This is a genomic window from Leucobacter sp. 7(1) (assembly GCF_900163635.1).
Lineage (GTDB): Bacteria > Actinomycetota > Actinomycetes > Actinomycetales > Microbacteriaceae > Leucobacter.
The window spans coordinates 1-24,715 of sequence record NZ_FUID01000075.1; the positions used below are offsets into that span (position 1 = coordinate 1).

The 24,715-nt window shown below is 64.9% G+C and carries 24 protein-coding genes and 1 tRNA gene; 11 read left to right on the plus strand and 14 right to left on the minus strand.

What is annotated here, in order from left to right; all coding sequences use genetic code 11:
• Positions 1-182: 182 nt before the first annotated feature.
• From FM113_RS18225 to FM113_RS14220, 5 genes are all read right to left on the minus strand, one after another.
• A complete protein-coding gene (locus FM113_RS18225) occupies positions 183-344 on the minus strand; it encodes a hypothetical protein (protein WP_176387244.1) in 162 nt (53 codons plus the stop codon).
• 142 nt (positions 345-486) lie between these two features.
• Positions 487-2,016: an IMP dehydrogenase gene (gene guaB / locus FM113_RS14205; RefSeq protein WP_087015483.1), complete on the minus strand. Its 1,530-nt coding sequence runs from the start codon at positions 2,014-2,016 to the stop codon at positions 487-489.
• 51 nt (positions 2,017-2,067) lie between these two features.
• A complete protein-coding gene (locus FM113_RS14210; RefSeq protein ID WP_087015484.1) occupies positions 2,068-2,499 on the minus strand; it encodes a MarR family winged helix-turn-helix transcriptional regulator in 432 nt (143 codons plus the stop codon).
• A 180-nt stretch (positions 2,500-2,679) separates the two neighbouring features.
• Positions 2,680-2,755: transfer RNA gene (locus tag FM113_RS14215), tRNA-Arg, on the minus strand.
• A gap of 90 nt (positions 2,756-2,845) precedes the next feature.
• Positions 2,846-3,427 carry an HhH-GPD-type base excision DNA repair protein gene (locus FM113_RS14220; RefSeq protein ID WP_087015485.1) on the minus strand — a complete coding sequence of 194 codons (582 nt, stop codon included), beginning with the start codon at positions 3,425-3,427 and terminating at the stop codon, positions 2,846-2,848.
• 371 nt (positions 3,428-3,798) lie between these two features.
• Here FM113_RS14220 and FM113_RS14225 point away from each other — a divergent pair, with 371 nt between their 5' ends.
• Together FM113_RS14225 and FM113_RS14230 are read left to right on the plus strand one after the other, a co-directional pair.
• Entirely contained in the window at positions 3,799-4,626 is an 828-nt protein-coding gene (locus FM113_RS14225; RefSeq protein WP_087015486.1) for a DUF2690 domain-containing protein, read from the plus strand.
• Positions 4,623-5,378 (plus strand): hypothetical protein, encoded by a 756-nt coding sequence (locus tag FM113_RS14230; RefSeq protein ID WP_087015487.1) that lies wholly within the window; start codon positions 4,623-4,625, stop codon positions 5,376-5,378. The genes FM113_RS14225 and FM113_RS14230 overlap by 4 nt, the downstream gene beginning before the upstream one ends.
• Here FM113_RS14230 and FM113_RS14235 read toward each other — a convergent pair.
• From FM113_RS14235 to pepN, 3 genes are read right to left on the minus strand one after another with little or no spacing between them, the layout of a single operon-like run.
• On the minus strand, positions 5,375-5,827 hold the full coding sequence (locus FM113_RS14235) for a globin (RefSeq protein ID WP_087015488.1): 453 nt from the start codon (positions 5,825-5,827) through the stop codon (positions 5,375-5,377). The two genes, FM113_RS14230 and FM113_RS14235, sit on opposite strands and share 4 nt — an antisense overlap.
• Positions 5,824-6,717 (minus strand): mechanosensitive ion channel family protein, encoded by an 894-nt coding sequence (locus tag FM113_RS14240; protein WP_087015489.1) that lies wholly within the window; start codon positions 6,715-6,717, stop codon positions 5,824-5,826. The genes FM113_RS14235 and FM113_RS14240 overlap by 4 nt, the downstream gene beginning before the upstream one ends.
• On the minus strand, positions 6,718-9,306 hold the full coding sequence (gene pepN / locus FM113_RS14245; RefSeq protein WP_087015490.1) for an aminopeptidase N: 2,589 nt from the start codon (positions 9,304-9,306) through the stop codon (positions 6,718-6,720).
• Positions 9,307-9,378: 72 nt separating this feature from the next.
• On the opposite strand from pepN, the gene FM113_RS14250 reads away from it, so the two are divergent.
• The 4 genes from FM113_RS14250 to FM113_RS14265 all read left to right on the plus strand — a co-directional run bounded on the left by FM113_RS14250 (position 9,379) and on the right by FM113_RS14265 (position 12,363).
• Entirely contained in the window at positions 9,379-9,999 is a 621-nt protein-coding gene (locus FM113_RS14250; protein ID WP_176387245.1) for a DsbA family protein, read from the plus strand.
• A 105-nt stretch (positions 10,000-10,104) separates the two neighbouring features.
• The gene (locus tag FM113_RS14255; RefSeq protein ID WP_087015491.1) at positions 10,105-10,821 is read left to right on the plus strand and encodes a hypothetical protein; all 717 of its coding nucleotides are present in this window, start codon (positions 10,105-10,107) and stop codon (positions 10,819-10,821) included.
• 46 nt (positions 10,822-10,867) lie between these two features.
• A complete protein-coding gene (locus FM113_RS14260; RefSeq protein ID WP_087015492.1) occupies positions 10,868-11,362 on the plus strand; it encodes a ribose-5-phosphate isomerase in 495 nt (164 codons plus the stop codon).
• Between the two features lie 2 nt (positions 11,363-11,364).
• Positions 11,365-12,363: an Fpg/Nei family DNA glycosylase gene (locus FM113_RS14265; RefSeq protein WP_087015493.1), complete on the plus strand. Its 999-nt coding sequence runs from the start codon at positions 11,365-11,367 to the stop codon at positions 12,361-12,363.
• Between the two features lie 83 nt (positions 12,364-12,446).
• Here FM113_RS14265 and FM113_RS14270 read toward each other — a convergent pair whose 3' ends face one another.
• The 4 genes from FM113_RS14270 to FM113_RS14285 all read right to left on the minus strand — a co-directional run bounded on the left by FM113_RS14270 (position 12,447) and on the right by FM113_RS14285 (position 17,991).
• The gene (locus tag FM113_RS14270; RefSeq protein ID WP_087015513.1) at positions 12,447-14,561 is read right to left on the minus strand and encodes an ATP-dependent DNA helicase RecQ; all 2,115 of its coding nucleotides are present in this window, start codon (positions 14,559-14,561) and stop codon (positions 12,447-12,449) included.
• Positions 14,562-14,784: 223 nt separating this feature from the next.
• A complete protein-coding gene (locus FM113_RS14275) occupies positions 14,785-15,393 on the minus strand; it encodes a hypothetical protein (RefSeq protein WP_140393380.1) in 609 nt (202 codons plus the stop codon).
• Positions 15,394-16,150: 757 nt separating this feature from the next.
• Entirely contained in the window at positions 16,151-16,339 is a 189-nt protein-coding gene (locus FM113_RS14280; RefSeq protein ID WP_087015495.1) for a hypothetical protein, read from the minus strand.
• 11 nt (positions 16,340-16,350) lie between these two features.
• On the minus strand, positions 16,351-17,991 hold the full coding sequence (locus tag FM113_RS14285; RefSeq protein WP_217896023.1) for an amidohydrolase family protein: 1,641 nt from the start codon (positions 17,989-17,991) through the stop codon (positions 16,351-16,353).
• A 129-nt stretch (positions 17,992-18,120) separates the two neighbouring features.
• Here FM113_RS14285 and FM113_RS14290 point away from each other — a divergent pair, with 129 nt between their 5' ends.
• Positions 18,121-19,755 carry a CdaR family transcriptional regulator gene (locus FM113_RS14290; protein WP_217896024.1) on the plus strand — a complete coding sequence of 545 codons (1,635 nt, stop codon included), beginning with the start codon at positions 18,121-18,123 and terminating at the stop codon, positions 19,753-19,755.
• 15 nt (positions 19,756-19,770) lie between these two features.
• Here the strand turns inward: FM113_RS14290 and FM113_RS14295 are convergent, their stop codons facing one another.
• A complete protein-coding gene (locus FM113_RS14295; protein WP_087015497.1) occupies positions 19,771-21,246 on the minus strand; it encodes a peptide MFS transporter in 1,476 nt (491 codons plus the stop codon).
• Between the two features lie 296 nt (positions 21,247-21,542).
• On the opposite strand from FM113_RS14295, the gene FM113_RS14300 reads away from it, so the two are divergent.
• Positions 21,543-22,109, plus strand: a complete 567-nt coding sequence (locus FM113_RS14300; RefSeq protein WP_087015498.1) for a dihydrofolate reductase family protein — start codon at positions 21,543-21,545, stop codon at positions 22,107-22,109.
• A 194-nt stretch (positions 22,110-22,303) separates the two neighbouring features.
• Here the strand turns inward: FM113_RS14300 and FM113_RS14305 are convergent, their stop codons facing one another.
• Complete coding sequence (locus FM113_RS14305; protein WP_087015499.1) at positions 22,304-22,576, minus strand: hypothetical protein; 273 nt, start codon at positions 22,574-22,576, stop codon at positions 22,304-22,306.
• A 211-nt stretch (positions 22,577-22,787) separates the two neighbouring features.
• On the opposite strand from FM113_RS14305, the gene rplS reads away from it, so the two are divergent.
• The 3 genes from rplS (at position 22,788) to FM113_RS14320 (ending at position 24,676) form a co-directional block, all read left to right on the plus strand.
• Positions 22,788-23,135: a 50S ribosomal protein L19 gene (gene rplS / locus FM113_RS14310; RefSeq protein WP_087015500.1), complete on the plus strand. Its 348-nt coding sequence runs from the start codon at positions 22,788-22,790 to the stop codon at positions 23,133-23,135.
• Between the two features lie 160 nt (positions 23,136-23,295).
• Positions 23,296-24,027 (plus strand): signal peptidase I, encoded by a 732-nt coding sequence (lepB, locus tag FM113_RS14315; protein WP_087015501.1) that lies wholly within the window; start codon positions 23,296-23,298, stop codon positions 24,025-24,027.
• Positions 24,020-24,676 (plus strand): ribonuclease HII, encoded by a 657-nt coding sequence (locus FM113_RS14320; RefSeq protein ID WP_369676699.1) that lies wholly within the window; start codon positions 24,020-24,022, stop codon positions 24,674-24,676. Before lepB ends, FM113_RS14320 begins: the two co-directional genes overlap by 8 nt.
• Positions 24,677-24,715: the final 39 nt, after the last annotated feature.

Genomic DNA, 24,715 nt, shown 5'->3' on the forward strand with positions numbered 1-24,715 from the left:
GACTCTGCAGGAGATTTCGGCCCGGATCCGGCACCCGGGACGAGAATCTCCTGCGGGAGTGCGCGCGGTTCTGTCTTCGAGCGTATGAACAGTCGCGGCGGCAGTAGATCGAGCGGGGAGAGGTTGCCACTGCCCGCAAAGGACGCGATCACAAAGCCCGAACATCACGCTGCGACAATAGCTCACAGCTGGGTGCGCGGCGCTGGCGTGTTCTCGTTCGAGTGCTTTCGCAGTGCGGACAGTACCGCGCTCCGGATCACTGCCCACAAGATTAGAAGCCCGAGGAGGAACCCGCCGATATAAATGGCAATCGAAGCGAGGGCAAATAGCTGGGTCTGGTCCATGAGATAACCATAGCTAGGCCCGGATATATCCCTGTGTATCGCGGCCACCGAGCGCGACTGATCACTAAAATCGCTGTGGCGAGCCCGTGCGGATCTCGAACTCGCTCTGCCACCGACCACCCGGCCACCCGACCCCGTTCGTCTATCCCCGATAGTTAGGGGCCCCAGCGATCATTTCTACGTCGTGCGGATGTGACTCTCGCAACCCCGCCGCGGTAATTCGAACGAACTGTCCCCGCAGTTTCAGCTCAGAGATATCCGCCGCCCCCACATAAAACATTGACTGTCGCAGGCCTCCGACGAGCTGATGCAGCACGCTATCAAGCGATCCCTGGTAGCGCACTCGCCCCTCAATGCCTTCGGCGATGAGTTTCTCATTCGACGAGACATCGGCCTGAAAGTAGCGATCCTTTGAGTACGAGGTGCGCTGTCCGCGCGTCTCGAGTGCGCCGAGGGACCCCATTCCGCGGTAGCTCTTGTACTGCGTGCCGTCGACAAAGACCGTTTCTCCCGGGCTTGCGTCTGTGCCTGCCAGCAACGACCCGAGCATGACGCTATCGGCGCCTGCGACGAGTGCCTTCGCGATGTCGCCGGAGTACTGCAAGCCGCCGTCCGCGATCACTGGAACTCCTGCCTCGCTCGCGACACGAGACACCTCGTGCACAGCGGTAATCTGTGGAACCCCGACGCCGGCCACGACGCGGGTTGTGCAAATCGACCCTGGGCCAACGCCGACCTTGATCGCGTCGACACCGGCGTCAATGAGTGCTTGAGCTCCCGCGCGAGTAGCGGCCTGGCCGCCGATCACGTCGACGTCTGCGAACGCCGGATCGCCCTTGATGCGCCGGACCATATCCAGAACGCCTTGGCTTTCTCCGTTCGCGGTATCGACAACGAGGACATCAACGCCTGCATCGCGGAGCGCACGTGCGCGTTCCCACCCGTCACCAAAAAAGCCGATCGCCGCCCCCACCCGAAGCCGGCCCTGGGCATCCCTGGTCGCGTGTGGGTAGCGGGCGACGTTTTCAAGGTCTTGGGCCGTCACGAGGCCGACAATCTTCCCCGCGGTGTCAACGATCGGTAGCTTCTCGATCTTGTGCTGAACGATGAGCGACCGCACGTGCGCAGGGGAAGCACCCACTGGTGCCGTGATCAGTGGTGCGTGTGTCATGACATCCCGCACGCGAGTCGTGCCCCGGTCACCGTCGGCAATGAACTGGACATCGCGGTTTGTGACGATCCCGACCAGTGTTCTGTCCGCGTTCACCACGGGCAAACATGAGACAGCGGACTCTCGGCGCAACATGTCGGCATCAGCAACTGTCGAATCGCTCGTGATCGTCACCGGGTTCGAGGTCGCTCCGTCTGAGCGCTTCACGCGCTCAACCATCGCAGCCTGGTCAGCGATTGAGAGATTGCGATGGAGCACCCCCAGGCCGCCCTGACGCGCCATCGCTATGGCCATATCCGCTTCAGTGACCGTGTCCATCGCGGCGGATACCAGCGGAACGCGGAGCGAGATGCGTGTTGTGAGCCGAGTCCCCGTTTCTGCCTCGCTCGGGATGACGTCCGTGTGCCCGGGAAGGAGCATGACGTCGTCGTAGGTGAGCCCAACGCGGGCGAATGGGCCGGACTCTGCCGCGGGGTGTGGTGTGTGGCGCGTGGCGCTCATGTTTCCTCTTTCTTCAGCCGAATGACCCTGCGGTGCGAGAAGGGCCCCGCGCTACCTCGACGCCATGACGCGTTGCAAGAGCTGGAGGAGGACTTGGCGTTCCTCCGCCCCAAGGGCATGCAGGAGATCATCTTCAACGGCTGCGAGCCGGGCGTAGGTGGCATCAAGCACAACGCTGCCATCGGGTGTGAGTTCAACGATGTGCCTGCGGCGGTCGTTTGGATCTCGCCGACGGACAGTGAGGCCCCGTTCTTCGAGCTCATTGAGGAGCCCCACGAGGTTGCTCGAATCAAGGCCGAAGACATCCCGGATATCCTGCTGCGCCATGGGCCCACGGTCGCGCACAAGCGTCAGCACGAGAAGCTGTCGGTGGGTGACGTCGCCGGGTTGCGCTGACTGATCGAGGGCGCGCCAACCTGCCCGTGCGAGATGGCTGGCGAGGGGAAGCGTATGCCCTGCGTATCCGGTGATCGACGTGTTCATGCGTACAGTAGAACATAAATAGTTTGCTAATCAAAAACTATATGCGTAACGCGTCAGGAATGAGCTCAACGGAATGTGCCGCGAAGCACCTCACGGACTGCACGCCGCCGGGGCCGCGAGACGGCCGAATTTGATGCTGCGACACGGTGGACCGTGGCGCAGCATCAATGAGCGAAGATGTGGTGCCCCCGGCTGGACTCGAACCAGCGACCGACAGATTAGAAGGCTGTTGCTCTATCCACTGAGCTACGGAGGCGACCATACGAGCGTACACCGGGAGCGCATTGGATTTGCATGCGCGCCACGCCGGGAGTGTGAGCCGCGCCAGCGTAGTGGGCCCCGCGGACTATTTCGCCTTGGCCGCCTTGGCCGCCGCCTTCGCAACGCGCTTCGTTTCGCGGACCTTGAGGAGCGTCTCGGGTGAGGTGATGTCGGCGACGCTGCGGAAGCTGCCGGTCTCGCCGTACGGCTCAGCAGCCTCGCGCCAGCCCGCGCCCGAGAAGCCGAGCTGCTTGCCCAGGAGTGCGAGGAAGATCTTGGCCTTCTGCGGGCCGAAGCCGGGGAGTGCTTTCAGGCGCTTCAGCACGGTCGAGCCGTCAGGATCGCCGTCGGTCCAGATCCGCGCGGCGTCGCCGCCCCATTCTGTGTCAACGGCCTGCGCAAGCGCTTGGGTCCGAGTTGCCATTGAACCGGGGTAGCGGTGCACGGCTGGCGTCTGCGTGAACGCTGCGGTCACGGCGTCCGGATCGGCCGCCGCAAGCGCCGACGCATCCACGGTTCCGAGCCGCTCCTGAATCTTGAGCGGGCCGCTGAACGCGAGCTCCATCGCGACCTGCTGATCGAGCAGCATGCCGATCAGCAACGCGAACGGGTGCTCGCTGAGGAGACGATCGGCCTCTGGGTCATTGACGAGGTTGAGGGCTGCCATATGTCAAGTGTGCCAGCCCCGACGGTGAATATCATCAGGAATTTCCTGACAGTCTCTGCGCAGATCGACGCCCTCGACGGACCTCATTCATCGATGCTGTCGACAGTCCCGATGTGGGCCGTCGATCTGGCCCTGAGTGCACGTGTTCGCCATGCGAAGTCGCAACGGAAGCGCGTGTTCGGAGCGCCGAACGAAATATCGGGACCCGCAGAAAACTGTGGGAAATCAAGGTCTTGCATGGGATCCGGCATGCAGGAGTCCCTGCGTCAGTCGGCAACCATCTATTGTCTGAGTGGAGCGAGTATCGCGACTTCCGGCACTCCGAACACGGGTGCTCCGGAACTTGGGAACAGAGGTCGGTGGAGGAACACATGGTGGACACTTCGGTACCCGAACCGGGGACGAGTCCCGATGCGGAGGCAGATTCGATTGCCGCGTTCGCGGAGGGGCTGCGGGATCTGCGGACGGCAGCGGGGAACCCGACGCTCGCGGCCATGAGCGACCGGACGGGGATTTCGAAGAGCGTAATTTCGGTCGCGCTCACGGGGCGTGTACTCCCCACGGAGAACACCGTATTGAAGCTTGTGGACGATCTTGGTGGGGATCTCAAAGAGTGGCGCGCGCGGCGCAACGCGCTCGACCCGAAGCATGCGGGCAATCTGGGCGTTGGCGACGCCGGCGCTGAGCAGTCCGGAGGAGCGCGCCGGTTTTCTACCGCCCAGACGATCCTCATTGCGGCCGGGGCCGCCGCGGTGGCGGCCCTCGCAAGCGGGCTCATCGTTGGCTCAGTGAGCGCGGCGGCACCGGCCGAACCGGGGAGCGGCCGACATCTGAGTGAGGCTGCGAACGGGATCGACCCGATGCTCACCGCGTGCCGTGACGACGCGGTCATCGCAGCCTCAGAAGCCAGGCTCGACAACAAGGTCCATGTGCAGCTGATGTATTCCAACGACTGCATGGCCGTGTGGGGTCGCGTGACTCGCTACGACAACCAGACCGAGGGCAACACGATGACGATGCGCGTGTGGCCGCTCGACGACCCGCAGAGTGACCGCGCACAATCTCGCACTGACATCGGCCTGCAGTCGCTCTACACTCCCATGCTGATCGAACCCGACACCGCTGCACGTGTCTGCGGCCAGGCGACGGTCACAGTGGACGGCAAGACTGAGAACCTGGGCCCGGAGATGTGCATATGATGCCGCGCGGGATCGGCAGGGCACATGCCGCAGCGTGCGCCGCAGCGAGTGCCCTGACCCTGGCCCTCTCGCTCGCGGGTTGCGGCAGCGCGACGGGCAACTCTGAGGTGAATGCGAACGAGGTGCAACTTCCCGGCGGCGGGACGGTGACTGTGAGTGCGGACACGGTGCTGGGGAGCGGCCAGTTCCTGCCGGATCGGGAGAACTACGCAATCACCGCGGAGGACTGGACCACCACGATGGACGGTGAGACCCCCGTCGTCGTGGGGCTCGTGCAGACCACGCACACCATGCACTACCGGGGATATACCGAGGACGAGTTCGTGACGTTTGTGCTCGGAGTGAGTGCTGATGGCGAGGCGCGCGAACTGACCCGCACTCGGATTCTTCGCGGGGCCGAGCACACGGCGGCACTCGCGGGGCGCTCGGATCAGGGCGTCGTCGCCGTGTTGCTTGACGGTGAACTCAATACAAACGTGCCACGTGACAGCCGCGTCATCGGAGTGGATGCGGTGCGCGGCACTGAGGTCTGGGTGAAGGAGCACGGCTACCCTCGTGCCGGTGACGGGGAGGCCTGGTTCTACGCTGCCGCCAGCCCGGACGCGTGCGCCACTGAGGTGCAGCGATACGACGTGGCGAGCGGCATCGTCGCCGCCTCCGAGAGCATCCTCAACACCGACCCCGCTGCGGGCGGCACATGCGCGACCGCGAACGATCCAGCACCGCCCGCGGGGCTACACGCAGAGCCTTAGTCGAAGCGGTTCACCATCGCGAGGGCGGCGCGCTCAACGTAGTCGCGGAACGCGGCGTCGTGCATGGGTGGCAGCGCCACTTCATCGAGCGCGGCGTGCATGTGGTGCAACCAGCGATCTTTTGCCGCGGGGTTGATCGGGAACGGATTGTGCCGCATCCGCAGTCGCGGGTGGCCGCGCTGCTCGGAGTAAGTCGTTGGTCCGCCCCAGTACTGCTCGAGGAAGGAGCGGAAGCGCCAGATCGCGCCCTCCCAGTCGTCTTCCGGGTACATCGGGGCGAGGATCTCGTCTTCTCGCACCCCACGGTAGAACGTGCGCACGATCCGTTCGAAGGTTTCTGTCCCGCCGACCTGCGCCCAGACAGTGTCGGTAACGGCCTCGCCGGACTCTCCCGCGCGAAGTGTGAGACGCGGGGCCGGTGGGGTGGTGTCGGGGGTGCGGTCGGTCATGCGGTGCCTCCTGGCAGGTTCGGGCGTTCGTCAGAAAGGACGATTCCCTCGTCTCGGAAGGCGCGCAGGATCTCGGCACGGATGCCGCGCTGTACCTCCCACTGGGCTTCGGGCCGAGTACGCACGGCGAGCCGCAGGGTGGCCCGGTCGCCAAACACGCTTTCGAGGCCGAGGATCTGGGGTTCGCCGGTAACTTTGCGGGCGTACTTCGGTGAGGTGAGGAGCTCGCGGGCAGCCTTCACGGTGACCTCGGACACGTGGGTGAGATCCTGATCCGCGTTCACGGTGATGTCGATGAGCGCTTGGCCCCAGCCCTGAGAGGAGTTGCCCAGGGTCAGGATCTCGCCGTTGCGGATGTGCCAGAGCGTCCCGTCGAGGGCGCGCACCTGCGTGATCCGGATCCCAACGTCTTCCACAGTGCCCGTGACTGTCTCGATGGTGACGACGTCGCCGACACCGAGCTGATCCTCGAACACCATGAAGATGCCGTTGAGGATGTCCTTGACGATGTTTTGTGCGCCAAAGGCGAGCCCGGCCGCGACGATACCCGCGGAGGTGAGCACTGCGCCGAGGTCGACTCCCAACTGGGCGAGGATCAGGATGATCGCGGTGATGACAACCACCCAGGAGATGATGTGCCGCCCGACGGTCCCGAGCGTGCGTGTGCGCTGCACAGCCCGTGCGTTCACGTATGGTGCGGCGTACATCTCCGAGGTTGTGTCGACGTCTTGCACCTTCTTCACCCCGCGCACAACCTGGGTGACGGTGCGCACGAGGAGCCGGCGCAGCACCCAGTTCGCCACGACCGCGAGCACCACGATTATGGCGATGTTGATCACCCGATGGTAGTCGGTGTAGAAGCTGCTGAGTGCCGCGCCGATCTCCTGCATTTAGGCCGCCTGATCCGCCTGCTGTGCGCGCAGTGCGCGTTCCACACCGGCGAGGTGCTCGACGATCATGCGGCGCAGGGCCGCAGGCGCGTCCGCATTGGCGTCAAGCCAGGCCTGAGTTGCCACCGCGAGTGCGCTGTTGGCAAGCGGTGCGGGGAAGAATCCCTCGATGAGCTCTTCCGCGATTGCGTAGCTGCGTGACTCCCAGACGGGGGTCACTGCCGCGAAGAAGCGCTCGACGTACGGCTCGATGAGCGAGAGATCGTTGGCGCGGGTGAAGCCGAGGCCGGTCGCCCGCACGATCGCGTTCGGCTGGTTCGCGTCATCGAACACGGACGCCCAAGCTGCGTTCTTGTCTGCGGCGGTGGGCAGTGCGGCGCGGGCGTGCGCTGCGGACTGGTTGCCGTTCGCCGTGCGATCCTCCGCGAGACGCGCCTCGATCTGGGCGGTCGTGGCGCGGCCGCCGGCCGCGAGCGCAATGAGCAACTCCCAGCCCAGGTCGGTGTCGATGTTGAGCCCGTCTACCGGGAGCGAACCGTCGAACAATCCCTGTACGGTATCGAGCTGCTCATCGGTGGCTGCGAGCTGGCCGAAGGACTTCACGAACTGGAACTGGCGATCACTGCCGGGCTCGGCGTCGACAGCGAGATGCCACAGCGCGTCGCCCACGCGCTCGAGTGTCGCGGCGCGATTCGCGGGTGCGACGTAGCTAGACGCGGCGAGCAGCAGCTGCCCGAGTACGGTGCGCAGGGTCGTCGAGGCGTCCTCCTCGCCGACGTGAGCGAGCACAATGTCCACGAAGCGCGACGCGGGGAACTCCGCATCGCGGGTCGCGTCCCAGAGCGTGCCCCAGAGCAGGGCACGAGCCAGGGAATCCTCGACGGCGCCGAGCTGAGCCGCCGTCGTATCGAGCGATCGCTCGTCCAGGCGGATCTTCGCGTAGGTGAGGTCGTCGTCGTTCAGGAGCAGGAGTTCGGGCTGAGCGACGCCGACAAGCTCGGGCACCTCGGTGCGGGTGCCCGCGATATCGAGTTCGAGGCGCTGGATCCGGCGCACAGGGCCGTCTTCCGAAGCAGCGTACAGGCCGACCGCGATGCGGTGGGGGCGGATTGTCGGATACGCCTCGATCGCGGTCTGCTCGATCGCGAAACTTGCGTAGCGGCCGTCGGCGTCGAGCTCGAAGACGGGGCGCAGCGTGTTCACACCGGCAGTTTCAAGCCACAACTTGGACCACTCGCCGAGGTCCCGACCGCTCTGCGACTCAAGCTCCGTGAGGAGATCCGGCAGCTCCGTATTCGAGTGGTGGTGCTTCACGAAGTAGTCGTGCACACCGCGCATGAACGGCTCTCGTCCGACCCAGGCGACAAGCTGCTTCAGCACCGAGGCGCCCTTGGCATAGGTGATGCCGTCGAAGTTGACGAGCACGTCTTCGAGGTCAGTGATCTCAGCGACAATCGGGTGCGTCGAGGGGAGCTGGTCCTGGCGATATGCCCAGGACTTTTCCGATGCGGCGAACGTCGTCCAGCACTCGGTCCACTCGGTCGCCTCGGCAACGCCAAGGGTCGACATGTACTCGGCGAAGGACTCGTTGAGCCACAGGTCGTTCCACCACCGCATGGTGACGAGATCGCCGAACCACATATGGGCGAGCTCGTGCAGGATCGTGACCACCCGACGCTCGCGCATCGCGTCGGTGACCTGGCTGCGGAACACGTAGGCCTCGGTGAAGGTCACCGCGCCGATGTTTTCCATCGCGCCCATGTTGTATTCGGGCACGAACAGCTGATCGTACTTGTCGAACGGGTACGGGTAATCGAACTGCTCTTCGAAGAAGCCAAAGCCTTCACGGGTCTTGTCAAAGATGTAGTCGGCGTCGAGGTACTCGGCGAGCGACTCGCGGCAGAACACCCCCAGCGGGATCGTGCGGCCGTCGCGGCTCGTGAGTTCCGAGCGGACCTCCGTGTAGGGGCCAGCAATCAGCGCGGTGATGTAGCTCGACATAACGGGAGTCGGCTCGAACGCCCACGTCGCAATCTTCTGCGCCGCCCAGTCTGCGCCCTGCGCCGCGGACTTGGTGCCCGCAGGGGTGGGCACCGGCGTCGGCTGGTTGCTGACAACCTTCCACCGAGCGGGGGCCGTGATCGTGAACTCGAACGTTGCCTTCAGATCCGGCTGCTCAAACACGGGGAACATGCGGCGCGAATCGGGCACCTCGAACTGCGAGTACAGGTAGACCTCGCCGTCAGCGGGGTCGACAAAGCGGTGCAGGCCCTCGCCGGTGTTCATGTAGCGCTGCGTCGAGAGGATCCGGACGCTGTTCTGCGCGGCGAGCCCCGTGAGCTGCACACGCGAGTCGGCAAAAGCGGTCGCGGGATCGACCTCGGCACCGTTGAGCTCGATGTGCTCAACAGAATCCGCGATCAGGTCGATGAACGTCGCAGCACCCGCTTCGCCAGCGAAGTGGATTGTCGTATCGGACGCGAAGGTGTCGGCGCCGACGGTGAGATCCAACGCGACCTCGTATCGCTGGGTCGCAACGATGCGGGCACGTTCCTGGGCTTCAACGCGGGTGAGGTTGGTTCCTGGCACTGCAGCTCCTGACAAGAAATAGTGGGTGAATGTCACCAGCCTACGCCCGTCCTCCGCGGGTAGGCTGGTGACATGAGTGCGCTGCAGCCGATTCCTGAAAAGCCCGAGGTCGAGTTCTGGTTCGACCCCATCTGCCCCTGGTGCTGGATGACTAGCCGCTGGGCCAGCGAGGTCGCACAGTTGCGCGGCTTCGAGATCGCGTGGCACCCGATCAGCCTCGCGATCCTGAACGAAAACCAGCCCCCCAACCCGCACTCCGCCGCGCAGGTCGAGGGCCTGCGGATGGGGCGTGTCGTCGAAGCCGCACGCCGCGTCTCGGGCGAGTCTGCGGTGGGCGCGCTGTACACGGCGTTCGGAACTCGGATCCATCCGGGCGGCCGCTCTGACACGGACGTGATTATCAGCGAGTCGCTCACGGAGCTCGGGCTTGACTCGGGGCTCGCGGACGCCGCGAACGATGAGTCGTTCGATGTGCAGCTCCGGGCGAACACCGATCACGCGATGGAGATCGCCGGCCCGGACGTGGGCGTTCCAATCATCTCGGTCAACGGGGCCGCGTTCTTTGGGCCGGTCGTCACGCCCGCGCCGATGGGGGAGCTGGCGCTGCGACTGTGGGACGGCATTGTTGCCGCAGCGAGCGTGCCGGGCTTTTACGAACTGAAGCGCGGTCGGTCCGCCGGGCCGCAATTCTAATCACGTAGGCTCGAAGTGGTGGGGCCACGCCGACACCCGCGTTGCCCCGCCATTCGTCGGCCAATCCGCGCGCGGCGTCCCCGCCGAACCGAGGAGATCCTCCGCATGACATCGACCCTGCGCTTCGTTTCTGTCACCGCCGCGCTGCTCGGCGCGCTCACAATTGCTGGCTGCTCGAGTGCTCCGTCCGCTGATCCGGCACCGACCGCGAGTGAAACTCCGAGTACCCCAGCCCCGGAGGTCACGGCAACGAAGGCGCCCGCGGCCGAATCAGGCAACCGCGCCTCGTGGGCGGCGAACCCGCTTGACGTCGGCACACTCGTCGGTGAGGGCAACGAGGGTTCCTGGCAAGTGCAGGTATTCCGAGTCGGGAACGGCACCACCACTACTGACGGCATCTGGGCGCTACCCGAGTCGGGGGACCCGGTGATGCCCGCTGGATCAACGATGACTGTCTATAACGTCGTCGTCACGAACACCGGTGACACCGTGCAGCGGCTTTCGGGAACCGAGGGCATCATGATTGAGCACGCGGGTGTCGAGGACTACGCTGCGGTGCTCGGGTCAAGCGAGGACGCGCTCTTCACTGAACAGGGCCTGTCCCGGCTCGCGTATGATCTGGACGCCATTGATACCCTGCCCGTGTACGGCGAAGAGAAGGCGTACGAACTCGCGCCCGGTGAGGCGTTCGGTGCCGCGATCAGTACGTGGGCGGATCCCGGCGCGCTGAAGGTCAGCGCCACCCTGAATGTGATGGATGAGCAGGGCAAGCGACTTGTCGACCAGGCCGCGATCATCGACGTCGCGGTGACTCAGGAGTAGTCCAGGGGGAAACGGCCACGTGGTGCGCGTGGATAGAATTGAGGCCATGCGCATCCACGTTGCCACCGACCATGCCGGACTCGAATTCAGCCAGCAGCTGCAGCAGCACCTGAGCTCCCTCGGACACGAGGTGATCGACCACGGTCCCGCCGAATACGACGCTCTCGATGACTACCCCTCGTTCTGCATCAATGCGGCGCTCGGGGTGGCCCGGGACGAGCGGGCCGGGGTCGAGGCGCTCGGCGTAGTGTTCGGCGGATCCGGCAACGGCGAGCAGATCGCCGCAAACAAGGTGGCGGGGATTCGTGCGGCGCTCGTGTGGAACGAGTCGACCGCGACGCTCGCCCGGGAGCACAACAACGCCAACGTGATCTCCATCGGCGCGCGCCAGCACCCCGTCGAGGACGCGATTCGCTTCATCGAACTGTTCGTGCAGACGCCGTTCCCCGGTGATGAGCGCCATGTGCGCCGCATCGCCCAGCTCGGCGAGTACGAGCAGACGGGCACGATCGCCGGCAAGCACGTGGACCAGCTGAGCTAGCCGTGCCTGAGGGGCATTCCGTTCACCGCATCGCGCGGCAGTTCCGAGTCAATTTCGTGGGCACCTCGCCCGAAGTGACAAGTCCGCAGGGGCGCTTTGCCCAGGGTGCCGCACTGCTCAGCGGCCGCGAAATGACTGACGCGCGCGCGGTCGGGAAACAGATGTTTCTGGAGTTCGCGGGGGATCAGTGGCTGCGGATCCACCTGGGTATCTATGGGGCCTGGGATTTTGCGGGTGACGTGCGGATCGATCCCTCGATTCAGATTCACGGTCAGACGCCGGGGCATTCGAAGTTGGGGCAGACCGGGGAGAACTCGGGTCCTGGCGGAGCAGTCGACCAGGATGGCGAAGACTCGGTGACCTCGATCGGGGCACCGCGTCGTGCTCGGGTGCGCATGGCAGAGTCCGACAAAGCCGGGGAGATCGACGGGAGTTTCCCGCCTGAGCCTGTCGGCCAGGTTCGGGTGCGGCTGCTGAATGAGTCCGTGTGCGCGGACCTGCGCGGTCCCACCGCCTGCGAAGTGTTGACCCCCGCCGAGGTTGACGCTGTGGTGCACCGTCTCGGGCCGGATCCGGCGAATGCTGACACCCCCGCCGAGCGAGCCCGCTTCGTGGAGCGTGCCGGGAAGAAGAAGACTCCGATCGGACTTGTCCTCATGGATCAGTCGGTCGTGGCGGGGATCGGGAACGTGTACCGCGCCGAGATGCTGTTCCGAGCCGGGCTCAACCCGCACACGCCCGCAAACACGCTTGATCGCACCGTGCTTGAGTCGCTGTGGGACGACTGGGCGGCGCTGCTCGACACCGGGATCACCGTCGGGCAGATGATCACCATCGACGGGCTCGAAGGCGAGGCATATCAGCGCGCACTCGTGGAGCGCGACGAACGGCACTGGGTGTACAAGCTCGAGGGCACGCCGTGCAAGAACTGCGGCACGAACATCGTTCTCGAGGAGTTCGGCGCGCGCAAGCTGTACTGGTGCCCCAGCTGCCAGAGCTGAGCTGCCAGAGCTGAGTTGAGCTGAGCTGAGCTTGCGGCGTCGCGGACGGCGGGTGTGGGTCCGCAGGTCTCAGCCCAGCGGTATTAGCCCACCGAGGCGAGCGCGAAGGGCAGCACCGCGGGCGCGCCGGCGAGGCGCAGCGTGCGGGCCGCGACCGTGAGCGACCACCGGCTGTCGACAAGATCGTCGACGAGCAGGAGCGGCCCGGGGGCCTCCGCGACGGTGGCGGCGAGCTCGGGGGTGAGCGTGAAGCGGTCCCACACCGAAGCGAGCCGGAACGCGCTGTTGCCGCCGTGTCCCGTGGCGGGGCGCGCCGGATCGGCGTCGAGGCTGCCAAGGAACGGGAGCTTGCCCCGCTCCGCGATCATCGCGGCGGTGCTGTGCACCAGGCGGGGCCGGGTGAGCGACGGCATGGCGATCACGCCCACGGGCCGTTCGTCCCAGGGCCAATCCTTGAGCGTGTTGAGCACGGCGGGCACGAGGGCGGCGGGGAGATCCTGATCCGGCGCGCCCGTCGCGAGGAGTTCACGCAGCGGCCCACCCCAGCCGAGGTCGGTGAGGCGGGCGATCACCCGCCCGGGCTCCGGGCGCTCCGTGACCGCGATGCGTCCCTTCACAGGCACACCGCGACGGTCTGCTCCGGTTGGCCACTGCCCGCGCGGCTCGATCGGCACCCCGGTGTGTGCGATCCGGCTCGTCGCCTGCGCTGTGGCGGCGTTCGATACCTCGTTCGGGTACCACGCCCCGGCACACACATCGCAGCGGCCGCAGGGGGCCGCACTCGGATCGTCGAGTTCGCGCTGCAATAGTTCCATGCGGCAGCTCGCGCCGCGCTCGTAGGCGATCATGGCGGCCTGCTCGGCTTCGCGGGCCGCGGCGATGCGCGCGTAGCGTTCCCCGTCATACTGCCAGGGGGCACCCGTGGCGACCCAGCCGCCCGCGACCCGGCGGACGGCACCGTCGACGTCCAGCACTTTGAGCAGCAACTCGAGCTGTGTGCGCCGCAAATCGACGCGTGATTCCAAGGCTGGAGTAGACAGCGGCGGGCCGTCCGGAGTTCCGAGGGCCGCGATCACGGCCTCCGCCCGCTCCGGATCCGGCATCGATGAGGTCGCGAAGTAGCGCCAGATGGCGGCGTCCTCGGAGCCCGGGAGGAGCAGTACGTCGGCGTGGGCGGTGCCGCGGCCCGCGCGGCCAACCTGCTGGTAATACGCGACGGGGGAGGACGGAGCACCGAGGTGGACCACGAATCCGAGGTCGGGCTTGTCGAAGCCCATGCCGAGGGCGCTCGTGGCGATGAGTGCTTTCACCTCATTGTTTTTCAGCGCAACCTCGAGCCGTTCGCGCTCCTCCGGGTCGGTACGGCCTGTGTACGCTACGGCGTTAATGCCGGCGTCGCGGAGCAGCAGAGCGGTGTCCTCCGCCGCCGACACCGTAAGCGTGTACACGATCCCGCTCCCGGGGAGATCTCGCAGGTGCGAGACCAACCACCCGAGGCGCGCCTGCGCGGTGGGGAGGGTAAGGCTGCCGAGTCGCAGCGAATCCCGCGCCAGCGAGCCACGCAGCGTGAGCACGTTCTCGCCGAGCTGTTCCACGACGTCCGCCACGACGCGGGCGTTCGCTGTGGCAGTTGTGGCGAGCACCGGAACGTCCCGCTCAAGGCTGGCGAGGAGTGCGGCGATGCGTCGGTAGTCCGGGCGGAAGTCGTGTCCCCAGTCGGAGATACAGTGCGCCTCGTCGATCACAAGCAGCCCCATCCGGGCGAGGATACCGGGGAGCTGCTGCTCCCGGAAGCGGGGATTGTTGAGGCGCTCGGGAGAGACAAGAAGCACGTCGATCTCGTCCCGGGCAAGTCGCTGCTCGATCTCGTCCCACTCCTCGGCGGTGGCCGAGTTGATGGCCGCGGCGCGCACGCCAGCGCGTTCGGCTGCAGACACCTGATCCCGCATCAGCGCGAGTAAGGGGGAGACGAGCAGCGTCGGCCCGGCTCCGCGCGCCCGCAGCAGCGCGGTGGCTACGAAGTACACCGCGGACTTGCCCCAGCCGGTGCGCTGCACCACGAGGGCGCGCCGCCCCTCATTGACGAGGGCGCTGATCGCCGCGAACTGCCCGTCATGGAACTCGGCCGCCGGGGCACCGGTGAGCTGCCGCAGAACCGCCAGGGCCTGCGCGTGGGTCGGGTGCTCGGGATTCGCCATACCCACGATGATGCCAGGTGCCACCGACACTGAGTGTTCGGCTTTCTGCGCGCCTGCCGCTTGCCCGTGCGGGCGGCGGGTTCATTGGAACCGAGTCGATTCACGCTGAATCCACCTGTATATCGTGGACGGTGTACACCATCCGTTCAAATGCCCCACCTTCAACAAATCGACCTTTGCCCCCTCATTCAATTGAGTAGGCAAGGGTCGACATCAAGACCGGCTAGGAAAGCTGGACGTATCCCAAAGGGATCGCTCGCTCAAGTGTGGCCACCGTATAGGCGGGAATACTGAGCACCGAGGAGGAGTCTGAGCCAGCATAGGCCCAGTTTCCTGTGTAGTTGGTGAAGATATACCAGCCGCCGAGGCTCCCCGACCACGACCCGCTCCCGCACCAATTGTAGTTCCGGTCCGGTGCAACATGAGTGGTGACGGCGCGCGCTGGGACCCCAGAACCGCACACAGAGACTGCGTAGGGTGTGATCTCCGGGTTTGCGGACGGTTTCTGATCTGCCGGAGCCTCCGCAGGCACGGGAGGCTTCTCAAGCAGAACAGCGGCCTTGTACTCGAAAGTGTCCGAGTCCACGTAGAGCTGCACCCACTGTTCGGGTCCGGCCTCAGCCACAACCTCGGAGATCTCTTCCGGAGTTTGCACCTCTGCAAGTACGGCGAGCTGCTCGGTCTCAAGCATCTCAGGTGCGGTGGGCAAGCTCACGGAGCCAGCATTGGCTGTAGCTGGCCCTGAAGCGAGCAGCACGCTGGCACTGACCAGCCCCACGGCGGCAAGCCATGCCCGAGCCCCTGTCATCCGTTTGTATTGAGAGTTGCTCATGATTCACACTCCTTCTTGTCGTTCCCATCTGAGTCGATTGTTGTGTTTCGACCCGTACCTGGTGAAAACCCCGCCCGCGGAACTTGCCCGGGGAATCTGCAGCGTTCTCTGGTGCGAATACTGACATGAGCGGCGACTCCCAGAGAAAATTTGAGGGACAACCTTTCGATGTTGAGTAGAGCAGCGCACGGTGAGTGCCAAGGATACGGTGAGCTTCGCCGTAGCCAGATGCCGCGAATGGAAACGGAACTGTCCTGCAGCCCTGAGCAGGGTGAGCCCATGTCCCGGCTGCGCTTCCACGACGCCGCGATCCCTCCCTCTGCGCGAACCGGCAACCCGAGGCGGGCGACGAACATCAGGTTCCCCCGTTCGCGGCGTTCGGAGCCTTTCGCTAAGTTGCATGCTGTCGTCGGCGAGCGTCAGCTTTGGTTGATGGCGAGGGAGACCTCCCCAGCCCTTGGGATTCCCTCACCCCGCCCACACGGTCACCCAAACTGATGCAAATTATCCATACTGAGCGAAATCCACGCGTATTAGGCTCATCCTGGATAATTTGCGTCGGACTAAGCGACGGTTTCGGGGAGCGCCGAGTCCCGGCGTTGCAGGCCACTGACCCGAACGCGGCTACTTCGACCCTGCGCGTGAGCAAGGCGACAACCCGGAGCTGCCGATGGCCCATGCGTCGCGTTTGTCGCGCGTGCTCATCCGCGGAGCGTTGACCGGGTGCAAGCCGGGGAGATCGGATCGGTCGCCCGTGTCAGAAACCATGGCATCGACCCTCATCCACGAGCGCACGGATCGCCGCGAGCTGGCCATCGTGGAACTCGGCTGCCGGGGCACCGGTGAGCTGCCGCAGAACCGCCAGGGCCTGCGCGTGGGTCGGGTGCTCGGGATTCGCCATGCCCACGATGATGTCGGCTGGCAGCTCCCAGATGCCAACTGCCACTGACACTCAGGCTACGCCGGGCGGAGCCGCGACCCGCGGCGGATGCCGGCCCACTGGCCATCAAACATCGCAATATGGCCGGCCTGCATTACCCAGGAAATTCCCTGTGGGGCGAGTTCAGGCTCGACATAGGTTCCGGGGTGGTCAATAGCTGCAGGATCGAAACACACGATGTCCGCGACCTTTCCGATCGCGAGAATGCCCCGCTCAGGCACGCCAAACACCTCGGCAGGCAGTGAGGTCATTCGTCTGATCGCTTCGGGGAGATCAATGATGCCCCGTTCACGGACGTAGCGAGCGAGGACGCGGGGGAATGTCCCGTACAGGCGTGGGTGTTGGCGACCTTCACGGCCGGGCGGCAGGCCATCCGAGCCGATAGAGGTGAAGGGGGAGCGCAGTGCGGTCTCGAGATCGCGCTCGTCCATGTCGAAAATGACCATGCGCGCTTCGAGCTCCTCATCTTGCAACAGAGCAAGCAACGCGTCGACGGGCTCAACGCCACGGGTGACCGCGATCTCCGCAATCGTTGAGCCGTCATAGGTCCCACTGCGGGTATCCGCGACCAGAATGCCCTCGTACCCGGCACCGTAGACGACGTTCTCCCAGGTGCCGTCATCGCCGGCCAAGATTTGCTCGCGCATCCTCGCACGCGTGCTGGGGTCTGCGAGGTAGCGCAACGTGGCGGGGAGGCCGCCGTCATGTGCCCACGGCGGGAGGCAGATGCTCAGTGACGTGGCCGCAGCAGAATACGGATAGATGTCCTGTGTCACACGGGTTCCAGAGTTTCGAGCCTCATCGAGTCGATCGAGTGCGCGCTGGACGCCGCCCCAGTTTTGCTTGCCCGCGGCCTTCACATGGGAGATCTGCACACGACACCCCGCGGTCCGAGCGATGGTCAGCGCTTCGTCAATGCTCTCAAGGAGGCGGGCGCTCTCATCGCGCATATGAGTGGCGTAGACGCGATCGGCGGGCATGCGTGATGCAAGCCTGGCGAGTTCCTCGGTGCTGCTGTACATGCCCGGCGGGTAAATCAGTCCGCTGGACAATCCGAACGCCCCGGCCTCGAGTGCAGCTTCAAGGAGATCCCCCATTGCCTCCACATCGGCCGAAGACGCCGGAACGTTGGCTGCGCCGATCGCGGCAATGCGGAGGGTGCCGTGCCCGATGAGCGGGCAAATGTTGACCACTGCCGGGCGACGATCGAGGACCGCAAACCACTCGTCTGCTCCGCGCCACCCTGTGTACTCGAACGTGAAGAGCTTGCGACTGTCGTCGAGAAACTCTTGCTCGCGGTTTGGGTCCACTGGTGCGAGCGAGTAGCCGCAGTTTCCGGTGATCTCCGTTGTGACTCCTTGGGAAATCTTGGTCAGATCGTCGTCAGCGAGCAGCGGGGCATTGTCGGCGTGTGAGTGGACGTCGATGAATCCGGGCGCGACAACCGAGCCACGAGCATCAATCCGAACTATGCCCGGCATTGCCGCAAGGCTTCCCGGCGGCGCGATCTGCGTGATGTAGCCGTTTTCAACGAGAATGTCGGCGGTGATTTCTGGGGCACCGGTGCCGTCGATGACGCGAGCGTTCGAAATGAGCACTGACCCATCGGTGACGGGTGGCGTGTGCGGTGTCATTCGGGGAGAAGCCGGCGTTCGCATGCTCTCATTCTTTCAGAGGACGCGTCGCCAGTTTTGTGCTTCCCACCAATCTCCCGTAGCCTCAATTGGCATACTCGACAGGGCCGAGGTGGGAGTAGGGCAGTGGCAGGGTCACCGAAGGAACACCCGTTGGCAGCGCAACGCTTGACTGCGCGTCAGCTCGTCGCGGATATCGGCCCGGCGCTCTTGCGCATGGCCCACGACGGTGCTCACTCGGATCGACCGCTGAGCGAGGTTGTGCTCTACGCTCCAGGGGCCCCTGAAGTCGCAGGTCCAGAAGCGATCGTACTGGGGGTCGGAGTTCGTACGGCCGCCGAGCTCGCCGCGTTGAGCGAATCGCTGCACGACAGTGGAGCTGGAGTGATGGTGGTGAAGGCACCGCTTGCACAGGGCGTTCATCTGGGGCGGCTCACCGTCGTCGAAGTGAACGCTGAAGCGGCGTGGATGCACGTCGCGAGTACGATTCGCGAACAGTTGCTTGACTACGCCCGCGCAAGCGTCCGTTCTGATGGGTTTAATTCTGAGTTGTTCTCGATCGCGAACGCGATCTACGCCGAGTTCAACGCGCCGGTGACAATTGAGGACCGTTTTTCCGCACTCGTCGCGTGGTCGGCTGGTCAGGAGCGGAGCGATGCCGAGCGGATCGACACAATTCTGGGACGGGCCGTCCAGCAGGAAACGCTCGTTGAACAGCGTCAGCGTGGTGAGTTCGAACTGCTTCATGCGTCAGATGTCCCGCTGTTTATGCCAGCGCTGATTCCTGACCATCTGGCGCGGGTTGCGATCGCGGTGCGCGCAGGGACGGAGGTGCTCGGCTATATTTGGGCCGCAGTTTCGGAGCCACTGTCTCCGGAACAGTCCCAGAGATTCTCAGAGTTCGCGCCGAGCGTTGCCCTCCGGTTGGCAAATCTCCGGACGGAGACGAGTTATGCGCGCAAACAGCGGGGTGAGCTTACAGCTGCGGTGCTCAGCGGTTCGGCGAGCCAAGTCGAAGCCAGCCGACTCCACTTGGGAACCGGGCCGCTGTGCGTGATGGCTGCTGCCCCGCGCGTGCAGTTCGACGACGAGGCCGGGGGTGTCAGTGATGCGGTACTCGTGTCAGACCTCCAACGGTTCTCAGATACCCTCGAGTACTTCCTTACCGCCGTACATCCTCGATCGGCAGCCGTCGTCGGGACCGGGGCAGTGTATGTGCTTGTGGGATGGGCAGCGGGCACCGACGACCCGCTCGCAGCGACGGCGCAGCTTGCGAGGGACTTTCTCTCCCGCACTCCGCTCACGCAACACTTCATGGTGTCAGTGAGTGGTCCGGCTGCCGGGTTGGGGGAGGTGAAACAGCTCCGCGCCCAGGCCGACGCTTCGCTGCGAGCTCTTCGTCATCCTGCTGACCGAGGTCCCGCGGTGCGTACAGTGGACGAGGCGGCGCTGTCGGTCATGCTGCTGCACCTCTCCGACGCGATAGATGCGCTGGGGTTGCCAGTGAGTACCGGAGCGTTGGAATCCCTACAGCAGCACGACGGCCCGAATGGGCTCCTCACCGCTACGCTTGCGGCCTACCTTGATGCCGCGGGGGCCGTTGACGTTGCGGCTCGGGTGCTGCACGTTCATCCCAACACGATGCGGTACCGACTCCGCCGGATTCGCGAGATTTCGGGGCTTGACTTCGCGCACGCCGATAGCCTCCTCCTCGCACATCTCCAGTTGCGCGTCAGCGCCCTGCGTGCAGAGGCCGGGATACCGGGCCAACCGCGCGAAGGGCGCTGACTTTGCTGAAACGCTCTAGCGTACGGAGCCCATCCGTGCCAGGGTCCAGCGGCTCATGAGGATCATGCCGAACCCCACAGCGACGGCGATGCCGCCCGTGATGAGGAAGTACGCAACCTCGGTGTCAGGGGTGTAGTAGTTCGCCAAGACACCGGAAAGCGAGGAGCCGAGCGCCGGGCCAAAGAAGTAGAGTGCCATCATCTGCGCCCGGTACGCGGATGGGGCGAGCTTGGTGCTCACCGACAGGCCGATCGGGGAAACCAACAGCTCAGCTACCGCGAAGAACGCAAGAATCACGAAGATTGCGAGAGCCGGACTTGTTTGGCCTTGGCTGCCCGACATCGTCAGGAAGAGCAGATAGCCGACACCGGTGAGAATCACCCCGAGACCGAGCTTCACGGGCGTTGACGGGGCGCGATCACCGAGCTTGGTCCAGACGCTGCTCGCGATGGCAAGCATGGGCATGATCCAGATTGTCTGTGCCAGGAACAGGAACGACGACGGTGCAGTCCAGCCGAAGATATTCCAATCAATGCGTTCGTCGGAATACACCGCGAGAGCGGTGAAGATTTGCTGGAACAGGGTCCAGAACGCGGTGATTGCGATGAACATGGGGATGAACGCCCGTACGCCGCGCCGTTCCGAAGCGGTCACCTTGGGGCTGGTGAGCAGGATGCTGAAATAGGCGACGGTTGCGATTGCCACAATGATGCTCGCTGCGGGGGCAAGGTTGCCAATATTGATGAGACCCGTCGTGATCGCGACGAGAATCGCGGCGAGACCGACAACTCCCACAATGACCGCTTTTTTGCGCCCCGCGGCGGTCAACGGGTTGCTGGGCTCTTTCCCCGCTGTGCCGAGATTGCGACGGAACACCACGTATTGAATCAACCCGATCAGCATTCCCACGGCAGCGGCACCGAACGCGATGTGGAATCCGGCGGCATCGTTCAGCACGCCGGTGAGGAGCGGCCCGAAGAACGAGCCGATAGTGATGCCGAGGTAGAACAGCGAGAATCCACCGTCAGTGCGGGGATCCCCCTTCGTGTACAGCGTGCCCAAGAGCGAAGAAGCGTTCGCCTTGAGCGCCCCCGCGCCGAGTGCCACGAGGACAAGACCAAACCCAACGCCGGGGAGGCCCGGGATGAGTGCCAGCGCGATGTGCCCAGCCATCACCACAAAGCCACCAAAGAAGACCATGCGTTCCATGCCGAATACGCGATCTGCGAGCCAGCTCCCGAGCACTGTGGAGAGATAGACCAGGCCGCCATAGGCACCAACGAGTCCCGTGGCGACGCCCTGCGGGAGGCCTAAGCCTCCTTGGTCTGCCGAGTAATACAGGTAGTAGGCCAGGATCGTGACCATCCCGTAGAAGGAGAATCGTTCCCAAAGCTCGACGCCGAGGAGATTGGCGAGCCCGATCGGATGGCCCAAGAATGTACGTTGTTTGGGTTGCGTGCGAGTGCTGAGCTGTTCAGCCGTTTCAGACATAGGAGTTCTTTCTGGCTCTGAAGAAGCCATCGCTGGCGCATCACCTGTGACGCGGCACGCTGCGATGGACGTGTGTTTCGGTTCGGAAAGCGGTGCGCCCGTGGCACCATAGCTTTGCGTAGTCCCATTGTGGACAACGGGTGTGGTGTCCTGCTTGGAAAAAACGCCAGTGTTCGAGCGAATCCTTGTGTGAAAATCCCAAGGCGGTGTGGGGTTGACGAGGATCTCTGGGTCTCCCGGTATCTTGGCAACTCCCGGACAGGGGCCACACATGACCCGCACCCATCGGAGAATCCATGCCCAGACTGAGCTACTACGTCGCCGCAACGGTCGACGGCTTCATCGCGGATCCGCAGGACTCGCTCGACTGGCTGATGCGGCATGAGATGGATCCCGGCGGGGCGAATGACATCGACACCTTCCTGGCGGGGGTCGGTGCGATCGTGATGGGCTCCACGACGTACGAGTGGCTGCTCGCTCACGGTGCCTGGGACTACCAAGTTCCCGTGTGGGTGATGACCACGCGTGCTCTTCCGCTGCCCGCTTCGACGACAGCTGGCGGGTCCGCTGATGTCAGATTCTCTCGGGCAGCGCTTCCTGAGCTCGTCGCCGAGATGCGTGCCGCCGCCGGCCAGCGTGAACTGTGGGTGATGGGCGGGGGAGACCTCGCCGGTCAGTTCGCGGACGCGGGGCTGCTCGATGAGATCCTGCTCACCGTTGCCCCGGTGGTCCTGGGGGCGGGCCGCCCGCTACTGCCGCGCCGCCTGGACCTCGAGCTTCTCGAGACCGCGCGCAATGGCGCGTTTGTCACCGCTCGCTATCGCGTGCTCGGCCCGTTGACGGAGGATCGCACCCCCGCCTGAGGACTTGGCTCCGCCTCCAGCTCGGCCGCCAGCTCGGCCGCGAGCTCTGCCTCCCCGGCCCCCCGTGACGCCCTCACCCCGCCCACACTGTCACCCAAACTGATGCAAATTATCCAGACCGAGCGAAATCCACCTGCATTTGGCTCGTGCTGGATAATTTGCGTCGGTTTGGGTGCCCGGAGCTGCCCGCCGCGCTACCCGAACGCGGAGAGCAGCGCCCACCAAGCCACCATCGGGCCCGTGGCGAATACGTAGAGCGCGAGAGCGGCGACGCCGACCCCGAGTGTGAGTCCCGCGACGACCCCGGAGGTGCCGATGGCCCAGGCGGCACGCTTGTCGCGCGTGCTCATCTCGGGGGCGTCGACGGGGTGCAGATCGTAGAGATCGAAGCCCGCGGCGGAGTCCGACTCCGCGACGCGGCCTCGCGGTGTTGGCTCTGTGCCGGGGGTGCCCAGGATGCCGTTCATAGTCCCGAGTGTAGAGTGGTGCCGCCTGCCGGTCCAGCACCACGCCACACCGAAACCTGGGCGCGTGCGCACCCCGTGCAAGTTGTGTCATAATTGATCCTTGTGCCACGGTGCGGCACTGCCGCGAGGGTCCGCACACACCGTGAGCCTGAACCTCCTTACTTTTTGACATCCGCGTCCCGACTTGCGGCGGGCGCAGAGAGAGAACATCATGCAGAAGCTCGACCACGTCGATGCCGCGTCGCTCAAGAGCGACATTCCCGAGTTCCGCGCCGGCGACACCGTCAAGGTGCACGTCAACATCGTCGAGGGCAACCGCTCGCGTGTTCAGGTGTTCCAGGGCGTTGTGATCTCCCGCCACGGAGAGGGCGTCCGCGAGACCTTCACCGTCCGCAAGATCAGCTTCCAGGTGGGTGTGGAGCGTAAGTTCCCCGTGCACTCGCCCGCGATCGACAAGATCGAGGTCGTCACCCGCGGTGACGTGCGTCGCGCGAAGCTGTACTACCTCCGTGGCCTCACCGGCAAGAAGGCCAAGATCAAGGAGAAGCGCGACGCCTAAGTCTCGCTCCCCTGTGGGCACGAACCGGGACACCCGGTGACACGCCCGTGACACTTTCAGGCTCCCACCCGACAGGGTATGGGAGCCTGAAGTGTCTACCCCCGACTTTTCGGGGCCGCCGCCGAGTACGCGGAGCGGCCCCACACCTGAAGGAGCGCGCATGAGCGAGGCTGTGTCCACCGCGGGAGAGCGGAACCGGCGGGGTGGGTTCCTGGGGTTCGTGCGCGATCTCCTCGTGATCCTGATTGTTGCGTTCCTTGTTTCCTTCCTGCTCAAGACGTTCCTTGTGCGCAGCTTCTACATCCCGTCGGTGTCGATGGAACAGACACTGCAGGTCAACGACCGCATTCTGGTGAACCAGTTGGTGCCGGATCTTGTCGACGTGCAGCGCGGTGACGTCGTGGTGTTCAAAGATCCGGGGGGCTGGCTGTACCCGCGGTCGCAGAGCGACCCGCAAGGTTTCGAGAAGGTGTTGCAGGCGGTCGGGCTCGCGGCTGACACGAGCGATGAATACGTGGTCAAGCGCGTGATCGGCGTGGGCGGGGACCGCGTGCAGTGCTGCGACGCCGAGGGGCGAGTTGTGGTGAACGGCGTTCCACTTGACGAACCGTACATTGTGATTCCACCGGGGGAGACCCGTGCCTCGAAGATCGACTTCGACGTCACCGTTCCGGAGAACTCGGTGTGGGTCATGGGCGACAACCGCTACCAGAGCAAGGACTCCCGGTACAACCAGGATCAGCCAGGCAAGGGCTTTGTCCCGGAGGACGAGATCGTGGGCCGCGCATTCGTGCTGAACTGGCCGTTGAACCGCTTTACGTGGTTGGGGACCCCCGAGGGGACCTTCACCGGGGTGGAACAGGCTCGCGAGAAGCAGCCGAGCGGTGCCTAAGGCCGTAGCCGAGTCGAAGGATCCGACCCTCGACGTCGAGACGGCGATGATTCTCGCCGGTGCTGAGCTTGTGATCGGCCTTGACGAAGTCGGCCGGGGCGCGATCGCGGGCCCCGTCGCGGTCGGAGCGCACACCGTGTGGCCGGGAACAACGGAGTTCCCCGCTGGACTGCGGGACTCGAAACTGCTGAGTGAGAAGAAGCGTGAGGCGCTGTACCCACTCGTGTGCGAGTGGGGCGTCGGGGCTGTCGGATTTGCGAGCGCCGAGGAGATCGATGCCCAGGGCATCACCGCGATGCTCGGGGCTGCCGCGCGGCGTGCCCTCCTCGCGCTGCACGAGGCGGGCGTCCCGGTGGATCGCGCCGTGATCATCCTCGACGGGTCCCACGATTGGCTGTCCCCGGTGTTGCGCAACCCCCTCGATGTGCGAACTCGGGTGGGCGCCGATCGAGCGTGCGCGAGTGTCGCAGCGGCCTCGGTACGCGCGAAGGTGGAGCGTGACGTTCTGATGCGCGATGCTCACGAGGCGCACCCGGAATATTCTTGGGCGTCGAACAAAGGATACGGGGCACAAGCGCACTACGAAGGAATTGCCGCGGTGGGTCTCACAGAGCTGCACCGCGCAAGCTGGATCAAGACCGCCGTCTGAGGCCTCCGGTAGGCTGGTGAGGCGTACGTTCAGGGCATC

Bases quoted from the DNA above. Each gene is read 5' to 3' on its own strand.
- FM113_RS14300 (WP_087015498.1), top strand. From the start codon at position 21,543: ATGCCCAGACTGAGCTACTACGTCGCCGCAACGGTCGACGGCTTCATC.
- FM113_RS14275 (WP_140393380.1), bottom strand. From the start codon at position 15,393: ATGAGCAACTCTCAATACAAACGGATGACAGGGGCTCGGGCATGGCTT.
- FM113_RS14255 (WP_087015491.1), top strand. From the start codon at position 10,105: ATGACATCGACCCTGCGCTTCGTTTCTGTCACCGCCGCGCTGCTCGGC.
- FM113_RS14285 (WP_217896023.1), bottom strand. From the start codon at position 17,991: ATGCGAACGCCGGCTTCTCCCCGAATGACACCGCACACGCCACCCGTC.
- FM113_RS18225 (WP_176387244.1), bottom strand. From the start codon at position 344: ATGGACCAGACCCAGCTATTTGCCCTCGCTTCGATTGCCATTTATATC.
- FM113_RS14230 (WP_087015487.1), top strand. From the start codon at position 4,623: ATGATGCCGCGCGGGATCGGCAGGGCACATGCCGCAGCGTGCGCCGCA.
- FM113_RS14235 (WP_087015488.1), bottom strand. From the start codon at position 5,827: ATGACCGACCGCACCCCCGACACCACCCCACCGGCCCCGCGTCTCACA.
- FM113_RS14220 (WP_087015485.1), bottom strand. From the start codon at position 3,427: ATGGCAGCCCTCAACCTCGTCAATGACCCAGAGGCCGATCGTCTCCTC.
- FM113_RS14225 (WP_087015486.1), top strand. From the start codon at position 3,799: ATGGTGGACACTTCGGTACCCGAACCGGGGACGAGTCCCGATGCGGAG.
- FM113_RS14210 (WP_087015484.1), bottom strand. From the start codon at position 2,499: ATGAACACGTCGATCACCGGATACGCAGGGCATACGCTTCCCCTCGCC.
- FM113_RS14270 (WP_087015513.1), bottom strand. From the start codon at position 14,561: ATGGCGAATCCCGAGCACCCGACCCACGCGCAGGCCCTGGCGGTTCTG.
- guaB (WP_087015483.1), bottom strand. From the start codon at position 2,016: ATGAGCGCCACGCGCCACACACCACACCCCGCGGCAGAGTCCGGCCCA.
- FM113_RS14250 (WP_176387245.1), top strand. From the start codon at position 9,379: ATGAGTGCGCTGCAGCCGATTCCTGAAAAGCCCGAGGTCGAGTTCTGG.
- rplS (WP_087015500.1), top strand. From the start codon at position 22,788: ATGCAGAAGCTCGACCACGTCGATGCCGCGTCGCTCAAGAGCGACATT.
- FM113_RS14260 (WP_087015492.1), top strand. From the start codon at position 10,868: ATGCGCATCCACGTTGCCACCGACCATGCCGGACTCGAATTCAGCCAG.
- lepB (WP_087015501.1), top strand. From the start codon at position 23,296: ATGAGCGAGGCTGTGTCCACCGCGGGAGAGCGGAACCGGCGGGGTGGG.
- FM113_RS14240 (WP_087015489.1), bottom strand. From the start codon at position 6,717: ATGCAGGAGATCGGCGCGGCACTCAGCAGCTTCTACACCGACTACCAT.
- FM113_RS14305 (WP_087015499.1), bottom strand. From the start codon at position 22,576: ATGAACGGCATCCTGGGCACCCCCGGCACAGAGCCAACACCGCGAGGC.
- FM113_RS14295 (WP_087015497.1), bottom strand. From the start codon at position 21,246: ATGTCTGAAACGGCTGAACAGCTCAGCACTCGCACGCAACCCAAACAA.